The sequence below is a fragment of the Peribacillus sp. genome (assembly GCF_059453735.1).
The window spans coordinates 1-10246 of sequence record NZ_JAZVJO010000322.1 but is presented as its reverse complement, the minus strand read 5'-3'; the positions used below and the strand labels follow the sequence as shown (position 1 = coordinate 10246).

Below are 10246 nucleotides of genomic sequence, written 5' to 3'. Positions count from 1 at the left end.
TAAGAGGATTTAGCTCTTGATATGGCTGACTTTAAGATGTGAAAAGTAATGTATAATTTTTTTTACACTAGAGCGGTAAAATGGTTCGAAGGATCTATTTTAGATCAGTAAACCAATGGAGAGAGGAAAACCGAAAGATGGATGCAGGGGTCTTGAAAAATAGGAGTTTGTATCACATTAGTTTTGAAAATGATATGTATACAATAGTTGTTTCTTTGAAGGCATCGTTTTTAAGAGATGCTGAGAGCTATTCATTTTTGTTGGTCAATCGATTGACGAATGAAGAACGGACGATGGAAATAAAAGAGGTACGACCATCTGGAGAATTCCACTTACTATACGTTGGCTTGTCAACCATTGACTACATGCTTCAATCCATTGAAGGTGAAGTCTGGAATGTCTACATTTTGCGGCAAGTTGATTCCATTCCAATGAGAACTAGGATTCGAACTAGAGATCTTAAGCTGACTAGGCACGCTGCAGTCTTTTTGGACAACCAAAAAATGCTCTATCCAGCAGCAACAAAAAAGGGGAACTTATCGTATTATGTCACTGCGTATAAGTTATTTGCCTTTATAGAAGAAATAGAGTTATTGAAACAAGGACAGCTTACGTTTGCAGGTCATTTTCATTTTCCCCCTCTTTGTGCTGACAATGGATACATAATCAAACAGGTTCGTGTGCTTATTAAAAATAATTTAAATGAAGAAGTCATTTCTTTACCGATTTCTTTTAACGAAGGTAAGGATTCAGAAACTGCAGATTCGGGTAAGATGGTAAAAGAGTTTGGATTTAGTGGTACATTTGATGTATTGCCATATCTGGAACTACCGAATAAGAAGTTTTTTAAGTTCTATATAGAGTTGGAACATGAGCGAAATGGAATTGTCGAAAGTATCCAAAGCTCACGAATAAAGATAACCGCAAATAAACCTTATAAAAATAAATTGATTTTAAAGCCAAACTCTGAAAAAATACAATTTAGAATAAAAGCAACGAAAGATTCTAAGTTTCTTTCACTGAGTGTTGGAAAATACAACTTTAAAAAAGAGGTTAGTACTACTTTGAAATCAAAATGGGTGAAGTTCAGACGCAGTAATGTGCTGCAAAAAGTGTACAAAAAAACGTTCAAGTTATTGGGTCACCGTCCAGCTAATAAAAAGCTGGTGATGTTTGAAAGCTTTCTTGGCAAACAGTATAGTGACAGCCCGCGGGCGATCTATGAGTATATGGCGAAGCATTATCCGGATTATCGGTTAATCTGGAGTGTGGATCGAGCATATTCTAAAATGTTTGAAGAAAAAGGAATTCCGTACGTAAGACGCTTTTCCGTACAGTGGTTATTTTTAATGACAGGGGCAAAATACTGGGTCAATAACAGCCGCTTCCCGCTTTGGATTCCAAAACCGAAGCATACGACATATCTGCAAACCTGGCATGGAACGCCGCTGAAAAGATTGGCAGCAGATATGGAAGAAGTGCATATGCCTGGCACCAACACAGCAAAATATAAGGAGAATTTCCTTAAAGAAGCGAGTAATTGGGATTACCTGGTATCTCCGAATGCTTACTCTTCAGAAATCTTTGCGCGTGCCTTCCAATTTAATCGGAACATGATTGAATCGGGTTACCCTAGAAATGATTACTTGCATCAAGCTAATAATGAAAAAACCATTCAAGAGTTAAAAAACAAATTTAATTTGCCGGAAGATAAGAAAATTATTCTGTATGCACCGACTTGGCGGGATAATCAATTTTATGCAAAAGGGAAATATAAATTTGATTTGGAGATGGATCTGAATCAAATGCGCGATGAGCTGGGAGATTCGTATATTGTGATCATGCGGATGCATTACTTAGTTGCAGAAAACATGGATCTTAGTCCATATGAAGGATTTGCCTATGATTTTTCACACTTAGAAGATATTCGTGAGTTATATCTAATCTCTGATATCCTCATGACAGATTACTCTTCTGTCTTTTTCGACTATGCAAATCTTAGAAGACCGATGATTTTCTTTGTGTATGACATTGAAGATTATCGAGATAATCTGCGCGGTTTTTACTTTAATTTTGAAGAAAAAGCACCAGGCCTGCTAACGAAAACTACAGACGGAATTATAGCTGAAGTCAAGCGCTTGGAAGCAGCCGGGTATGAACTAGATGAATCATTTGAAGAATTCTATAATAAGTTTTGTTATCTTGAGTCCGGAGAATCAACAAAACGTGTTGTTGATGAAGTGTTTCAAGATTAATAGGATGAACCAGGCCTGTGAAATACAGGCCTTTTGTTTGATAACATCGGGTTCTTGTGGATAATGGTTGTGAATAAAAAGTGGATTACGTATAATGACGTTGTGGCATGACCGCTAGGGTACGTGCCATCAATCTTGAAGAAAACAGATGTTTTTTTCAAAATTACCAGGAAGGACCACAATGAATGAGTTTTCTTACTACAGTTATTAAAGAACAGATACAGAATTTCTATCTTATACAGCGTTTATCGCTCTATGAAATGAAAAGTACAAATAAGAATAATTATTTGGGTATGTTATGGGAACTTCTTAATCCGGCGATTCAAGTTGTCGTCTTCTACTTTGTTTTCGGGATTGGGATTAAACAAACTGATGATATAGGTGAAGTACCGTTTTTTATCTGGATGATTATCGGCCTGCTTGTTTGGTTTTTTGTTAATCCTTCCATTACTCAAGGTTCAAAGGCGATTTACTCGCGAATTAAAATGGTTTCGAAGATGAATTTCCCTTTAAGTGTCATTCCTACCTATGTGATTATCTCTAAGTTTTATCCACATGTGGCACTGATTTCCCTTACAGCAATTGTTTTGCAATTTACAGGGTATCCAGTATCGATTTATTTTATCCAGCTGCCTTATTTCATGCTTTCAACGGTGATTTTTTTGATTGCCTTATCATTAATTACTTCGACACTTTCAACGATTGCCCGTGATGTGCAAATGCTCGTTCAATCGCTGATGAGAGTTCTTCTCTATGTCACACCGATTCTTTGGTCTCCGTATTTACACTTACCAGATTGGGCATTAACATTAATGATGGTTAACCCGTTATTTTATCTGATTGAAGGATATCGAGCCGCTCTGCTTGGTGACGGATGGTATATCTGGAGTGCGTATTCCCTCTATTTCTGGGGAGTAGTAGTGGTTATGTTGTTAATTGGTTCGGCCTTGCACGTGAAATTTAGGAAGCACTTTATTGATTTCTTATAATGGAAGTGAGCGTATGACAAAATCAGTAGTCGTCAAAAATGTGACGAAAAAATATAAATTATATAAAAACAACTCGGACAAGCTTAAAGATGTTTTTCTTTCAAAAGAGTATGGCGAAGATTACTTTGCACTGCGCAATGTCAGCTTTGAAGCTGAAAAAGGGGATATCATCGGGTTTGTCGGTGTCAATGGCTCCGGAAAATCCACCCTTTCCAATATCATCGCTGGTATCGTACCTGAAACCAGCGGTGACATTGAGATTCAGGGTAAAACCGCACTCATTGCGGTAGCGTCTGGTCTGAATAATCAGTTGAGCGGCCGTGAAAATATTGAACTTAAGCTGTTGATGCTTGGTTTCAATAAACAAGAAATTACGGAACTTGAACCAGGTATTATTGAGTTTTCTGAACTTGGGAAGTTTATTGATCAGCCGGTTAAATCATATTCAAGCGGGATGAAATCACGTCTCGGTTTTGCGATTTCTATCCATATTGATCCAGATGTCATGATTATTGATGAAGCATTATCTGTTGGTGATAAAGCTTTTGCAGAAAAATGCCTCGATAAAATGAATGAATTTAAAGAACAAGGAAAAACGATGTTCTTTGTTAGTCATTCGCTCGGTCAAATGAAACGATTTTGTCAAAAGGCACTGTGGTTGGAATATGGGGAAGTTAGGGCATTTGGTCCAATTTCTGAAGTTATGCCGAAGTACGAGAAGTTCTTGAAGGACTACAAAGCGATGAATGACCTCGAAAAGAAAAAATACCGCGAAGATCAGATGGCAAAACGCAGCCAGGCACAAGCATAAAAGGAAGCTGTCTCAGTATCGAGGCAGCTTCTTTTTATGGACGGATAGCAGGCCTGCGGAGAAAGTAATATATTATTTATTTGTGTACGCATTCCCTGTAAGATAGGTAATAGAATATTTGGACAAGAAGAAAGGCAGATAATTATGAAACAGCGTATTGTGGATGTTTTATCGATTCCTTTTATCAATACAACGAAGGATCAATTAGTAAAAGATATGAATCAGAGAATCAGCAGAAACGAAAAAACCTTTGTTGTTACAGCAAATCCGGAAATTGTGGAGTATGCAAATGCACATCCGGAATATAAAGATATTCTGATGAATGCCGATTATATTGTGCCAGACGGAATTGGAATTATTATGGCTTCCAAGCTAATGAAGCAACCATTACTTGAGCGGATAACTGGTTTTGATCTTTTGCATGATTTGCTTGAGTTGGCAGATCAACATGCATACAGAGTCTATTTTCTTGGAGCAGAACAGAATGTGATTGAAAAAGCAGCGGAGATTTTACAGAGAGACTATCCGAACATGATCTTAGCAGGGTATCATCATGGCTATATCTCAGTTGATGACACAGAGCTGGCCGCGTCTATAGCAGCTGTGAAGCCTGATATTATCATTACGGCACTAGGTTTCCCTAGACAAGAAGAATGGGTTACACTTCATACCCCGCTGTTTGAGAAGGGTCTGTTTATGGGAGTGGGGGGCAGTTTTGATGTGATTGCCGGGAAAGTAAACCGGGCACCGGACATCTGGCAGAAGTTGAACCTAGAGTGGATGTATCGGCTCATTCAACAACCATCACGCTGGAAACGAATGCTGGTACTTCCGAAATTTGCATTAAAGGTGTTAAGTAAGCGTAAGTGAAACCTATTCAATGCTCTTTTCGTCTAGTAATTTGAAAGGGATTTTCACAAACAGGTTTCTTTCATTTGGGTTTGGGTATAGGTATCTGAGACGAATAGGTCCATTTACAATAAAAGGTTATTTTTTACAAATAACGGCATTTAAGAATATTTTTATAGAGATTTACGAAGAAAACATATATAATCTGTAAGTAAGCTTGAAATAAAAAGACGAGACGTGCATATTTTTTTTGCATGCCGTTTTTATCCTAATTTAAGAGGTGGGTTCTATGCTGGCAGTGGCCTTGTTGACAGCATTTATTTTGTCAATAGTGCTGACACCGTTTGTGGGCAGACTGGCCTTTAAATGGGGCGCTACTGATAAACCGAATGAACGTAAAGTACATGTGAAGATTATGCCGCGTATGGGCGGTTTAGCTATATTTATAAGTTTCTTAGTAACCTTTTTAATGACGTATTTCCTTTTCGGTAATGAGCTTGCACCAAGTATGAGCGTTGCTCCATTTATTGTAGGGGCACTCATTATTATTTTAATAGGAATATTTGATGATATCTATGAATTACGGGCTAGTGCCAAGTTCTTGGGACAAATCGTCGCTGCACTCATCATTGTGATCGGCGGCGGAATTGAAGTAAGTTTTATTAACCTTCCATTTGAAGGTCAAATCCATTTTGGCGTTCTAAGTATTCCAATTACGGTTATCTGGATCGTTGGAATCACGAATGCGATTAACTTGATTGACGGGTTAGATGGTTTGGCTGGAGGCGTTTCAACCATCGCATTGATTACTGTTGCCGTTATGGCAGTTATCAAAGGTGATATGTTCGTAGCAACGATTGCGTTAATCGTAACAGGAAGTACACTTGGATTTCTTAAATATAATTTTCACCCTGCTAAGATTTTTATGGGTGACACGGGCTCGATGTTTCTTGGCTATATCATTGCCGTTCTCTCCCTGTTGGGATTCAAAAACGTAACAATGATTTCGTTAATCGTGCCGATTATTATTCTTGGTGTGCCCATTTCAGATACTTTCTTTGCCATTATTCGTCGATTGGTGAATAAACAGCCTATATCTGCACCAGATAAATCACATTTACATCATTGTTTTATTAATCTCGGATTTACGCATCGTCAAACCGTTATTCTAATCTATGCACTTGCTGCAACCTTTGGGTTAGCTGCGATTATTTTTTCGTATGCGACCATCTGGGGTGCGCTTCTGCTGATTTCAATTCTATTAATTACGATTGAAATTATGGTTGAAAAGCTCGGATTGATCGGCGAGCATTATCAACCGATTTTAAAGATGATAAATAGTAAAGGTACGAATGCAAAAAATAAATCCTAATACACTTTAAAGTACCTCCAGATTGTATGATATATACGTGTGGAGGTTCTTTTTTCACGCGTGGTTATCGATACACCTAGAGTTCATAAACCGAAGATTATTAAAGGAGGCACCTACAATTAGTACGCTTACTAAATTCGCCAAACGCCTTAAGAAAAAGTTGAAAAGAGTCTATGGAAAAAAACTTCAGGACTTAAAGGAATATGTTATTCATCATTATCTGCCGTATGTGGAAATGGAAAAAATGGTAGACCAAGATGAAATGATTACATTCCAGATTGAAGTCCGCAAGAAATACGCGGGTAAAAACAGCAGTCGTCCTTTGACATTATTGTTCAGAAATAGAAGTAAAGAAGTTGTCTATACGCAGACAGGTTCTGTTTTGGAAACGAGACAGGAAAGCATTGTTTACCTTTTCGAAATTAAAAAAAGTGATATATACTTTGAAGAAAGCAGACGCAGCTATGATCTCTTCGTCGAAATTGGCAAGAAGCTGTTCAATGTCCGGCTCGATGAAGAGTTTGGTGAAACGACTTCACGGCCATTCTTTGAAAATGATCATTTTGTTTTCCAGCTTCGTTATGATCGGCACCGCAGGGCGTTTTTTAAAGTGGGCTATAAGCATGACATCGCGACCATTTTTGATATACCAAACATGGTCAAACAAATTGATTTTGATGGCCAAGAACTGATTGTTCAAGGAAAAATTCATCATGAGTTTTTTGTTAAGGAATATCCAGAAGCACGATTCTTTTTTGTATTAAAGAAAAAGAATGGTTCCTACCTCAAAGCACCTATGCAAATTGCTAATGAGGATTTCGCTGCAGCCCTTAATATTGAAGACTATTCCTTCTTCCCAAAAGGAAAATGGGATGCTTTTATTATGGCTGATTATGACTATCATGAGTATTTTTATCCATGCTATGTCAGAGAAAATAATGAGTCTGCCTATAAAAAGATTTTCCAACTCCCATGGTATCGAGAAGCGATTCGCTATAAATCGTATGCCGTCAATGGAAAACTGCATGCTCGTACATCCTATATGGCCATCACGACTTCACAAGTACAGTATAATTTCTCAGAAACGGCTCTTGAATTAAATCTCGATTTTGAAAAAGAGCAATTTGAAAATTATATTCCTGAAGATATAACGGAAGTTTCTCTTCGTATCCGCCAACGGGATGCTAACAGTTATTTAACGGTGCCTTTCACGTATAATATGGAAAACGATAAGGTGAAACTCGAAGCAATTATAGATTATGAAGCCTTTGGTTTTGATACGAATGAACGAGCCACGCGCTGGGATTTATATATCAGCTATCATAAAGACGGTTTCTATTATAATTACCGTTTGAAAATAAATAATGCTACAGAAATGCCTGTCTTAGAAAAACATACTTTCTTTAACGAAGATGATTATTACTATTGCAGCTTATACACAACGAAATATAAGCGTCTTTCCTTTGTCTATGCCCGTCAGCCGTTTAAAAAGCATATCGACAGCTATCAGGTTAAAGACGGCCATCTCTTCATGCAAGGGATGACTCATTTTGAGACAAATGAAAATACGGATTCATTCCAATATAATTTGTCGATGATGTTAGAAAACCGTGCAACGGAGGACGTGCTCGAATTCCCGGTAACTGAAGGGGCAATGAACGAGAAGGGCGAAAAGCCATTCCATTTCTCTATTCCTTTTGAAGAAATGAGTCCGCTTGTCACTCAGTTTAAAGATATCCTAGATTTCTATATTGTAATGAAGGGCGGTCCGGTGACAAGAAAATTAAAGCTGGGCTTAAACCAATACGATTATTTCAAGGATGATGTGTTGGCAACTTTCAACAAAGAGGAAGCCGATCATGTCATTGAATACCATATCACGACGACACCTAAAGGAAATCTAAAGCTTGAAAGCTTTATGTACGAAAAGGATCTTTACGCAGAGATTCAAGAGTTTGCTGAAAAAGAAACGGATGAAGACATTTGGTTAGTCGGGGAACGTCCGGATACCGCTCAAGATAATGGCTATCAATTCTTTAAATATATGCGCGAACATTTCCCTGAAAAAGAAATTTATTATGTCATTGAAAAAGGCGCGCTCGACAGCGAACGTCTGAATGATCCAGAACATGTGTTGTATATCGGCAGCCGTGAGCATATCGAGAAGAGCTTGCGTGCATCAAGATTAATTGGTACGCATGATCTTGATTATATTCTGCCATTCAAGGGAATTAAAATTAAAAATTACCGCAATGCACAGAAGGTTTTCCTTCAGCATGGAGTATTAGGCCGAAAAAATGTCGAGTATCACAAGAAATACTACCGTTATCCTTTCGATTTGTTTATCGTGTCATCGGGTCATGAAAAACGGATGGTTAAGCGTAAACTCGGCTATACGAATGAAGATGTTATCGTAACCGGTCTGTCACGCTTTGACCGTCTTCAGGAAAATCATCAGCCTAAACGGGAGATTTTATTAATCCCAACATGGCGTGAATGGATTATTAATGAAGATCGTTTGATGGAATCACTGTATTTCGAGAAATACATGAAGTTCCTTCAATCCGACGAATTGAAACAAATTCTTGAAGAAAATGATTTGAAATTAAATTTCTATCCGCATTATCGGATGCAGCAATATATCATTGAAAATGTATCATTTGATAACCCAAGAATTCATTTAATTGAATTAGGGACAAAAATGGTACAAGACCTCTTGAAGGAAAACAGCTTAATGATTACAGATTATTCATCTGTATCGTTCGATTTCACCCTTCTAGGCAAGCCCGTAATCTACTATCACTTTGACCAGGACGTATTCTTCGCCAATGGAATTTTACGGCCGATAGAAGAAACGTTCCTAGGTGACATTGTCTATACGCAACAAGACTTGCTCATGAAGCTTGAAGAGGTCGTTAAAGAGAATTTCCGTGAACGCTCTGACGTCGTTTCCAGAAAGAAACTGATCTTCTCGTATCAAGACATGGAAAACAATCGCCGAATTCTTAGCCACATCCTCAACGAACCACTTGAAGAGGACGAAAACGACGACCCTGACCATATCCCAACGACGGACCTAAATACCTCGGATCAAGAAGAAGAAACAGACCAACCAGACACAGAACAAGACGACGACAAAGTACTAGTAAGCAAATCCTAAAAAAAAGGGAGTCTCCGAGGAGACTCCCTTTTTTACGTTGAAGGAGCAGAGACAATAAAGGAACAGGAAAAAAATACAGGTCGCTATGACCTGTTATGTCTGTTTATCCTTCGGTTTTTCCGCAACTACCTTTAATCGAGGGCGTTTTGGACGTGGTTTCCACTCCGCTCCAGGTCTGAAGCCTTCAGTCATATCCTTAATCAATACTTTCTCCCACTTCTTCATAATTCCCTCCAATCATTCCTAATACTAATTTTACCATTAATCAAAAGCCAAACCAGAAAAACTGAACGAACCGAATCATCTAAGGGGAGAATTAACATGAGTTAGGGAAGAATAGAACCGAGTTCGGGCAGAATCAACACCAGTTAGGGAAGAATAAACTCCAGTTCGGGCAGAATGGTAGTAGTAGATTCCGCTAGCAGTCTAGTTTTGGAACAAAGCTGAAGCATGTCTTGCCCAGAATGAGTCATCAAAAGAAAATAACCTTCAAATCCAAACGAAAAAGAGAAAGATACCCTATTTTTAAAAGTCAAACCAGACAAACTGAACGAGTCGAATCGATGAGAGAGCAAGAATCATCTAAGGGGAGAATCAACATGAGTTGAGGAAGAATGAAACCGAGTTAGGGCGGAATCATCACCAGTTAGGGAAGAATAAACTTCAGTTCGAGCAGAATGGTAGCAGTAGATCCAGTTATAAGTCCAATTCCGGAACAAAGCTGAGGCATGTCTTGCCCAGAATGAGTCATCAAAAGAAAATAACCTTCAAATCCAAACGAAAAAGAGAAAGATACCCTATTTTTAAAAG

At 38.2% G+C, this 10246-nt stretch carries 7 protein-coding genes; 6 read left to right on the top strand and 1 reads right to left on the bottom strand.

What is annotated here, in order from left to right; all coding sequences use genetic code 11:
- Positions 1–137 precede the first annotated feature (137 nt).
- From AC52RT_RS10260 to AC52RT_RS10235, 6 genes are all read left to right on the top strand, one after another.
- Positions 138–2255, top strand: coding sequence for a CDP-glycerol glycerophosphotransferase family protein (locus tag AC52RT_RS10260; RefSeq protein ID WP_495540655.1), 2118 nt, complete (start codon positions 138–140; stop codon positions 2253–2255).
- A 185-nt stretch (positions 2256–2440) separates the two neighbouring features.
- A complete protein-coding gene (locus AC52RT_RS10255) occupies positions 2441–3244 on the top strand; it encodes an ABC transporter permease (RefSeq protein WP_495540654.1) in 804 nt (267 codons plus the stop codon).
- A 13-nt stretch (positions 3245–3257) separates the two neighbouring features.
- Complete coding sequence (tagH, locus tag AC52RT_RS10250; protein ID WP_495540653.1) at positions 3258–4055, top strand: teichoic acids export ABC transporter ATP-binding subunit TagH; 798 nt, start codon at positions 3258–3260, stop codon at positions 4053–4055.
- Positions 4056–4199: 144 nt separating this feature from the next.
- Positions 4200–4925: a WecB/TagA/CpsF family glycosyltransferase gene (locus AC52RT_RS10245; protein ID WP_495540652.1), complete on the top strand. Its 726-nt coding sequence runs from the start codon at positions 4200–4202 to the stop codon at positions 4923–4925.
- 268 nt (positions 4926–5193) lie between these two features.
- Positions 5194–6276, top strand: a complete 1083-nt coding sequence (locus AC52RT_RS10240; protein ID WP_495540651.1) for a glycosyltransferase family 4 protein — start codon at positions 5194–5196, stop codon at positions 6274–6276.
- A 160-nt stretch (positions 6277–6436) separates the two neighbouring features.
- Positions 6437–9436 (top strand): CDP-glycerol glycerophosphotransferase family protein, encoded by a 3000-nt coding sequence (locus AC52RT_RS10235; RefSeq protein ID WP_495540650.1) that lies wholly within the window; start codon positions 6437–6439, stop codon positions 9434–9436.
- Positions 9437–9529: 93 nt separating this feature from the next.
- Here AC52RT_RS10235 and AC52RT_RS10230 read toward each other — a convergent pair whose 3' ends face one another.
- Positions 9530–9661 carry a hypothetical protein gene (locus AC52RT_RS10230; RefSeq protein ID WP_495540649.1) on the bottom strand — a complete coding sequence of 44 codons (132 nt, stop codon included), beginning with the start codon at positions 9659–9661 and terminating at the stop codon, positions 9530–9532.
- Positions 9662–10246 lie beyond the last annotated feature (585 nt).

Excerpts from the sequence above, each read along its gene's own strand:
- AC52RT_RS10230 (WP_495540649.1), bottom strand. The coding sequence starts at position 9,661 with ATGAAGAAGTGGGAGAAAGTATTGATTAAGGATATGACTGAAGGCTTC.
- AC52RT_RS10255 (WP_495540654.1), top strand. The coding sequence starts at position 2,441 with ATGAGTTTTCTTACTACAGTTATTAAAGAACAGATACAGAATTTCTAT.
- tagH (WP_495540653.1), top strand. The coding sequence starts at position 3,258 with ATGACAAAATCAGTAGTCGTCAAAAATGTGACGAAAAAATATAAATTA.
- AC52RT_RS10245 (WP_495540652.1), top strand. The coding sequence starts at position 4,200 with ATGAAACAGCGTATTGTGGATGTTTTATCGATTCCTTTTATCAATACA.
- AC52RT_RS10260 (WP_495540655.1), top strand. The coding sequence starts at position 138 with ATGGATGCAGGGGTCTTGAAAAATAGGAGTTTGTATCACATTAGTTTT.
- AC52RT_RS10240 (WP_495540651.1), top strand. The coding sequence starts at position 5,194 with ATGCTGGCAGTGGCCTTGTTGACAGCATTTATTTTGTCAATAGTGCTG.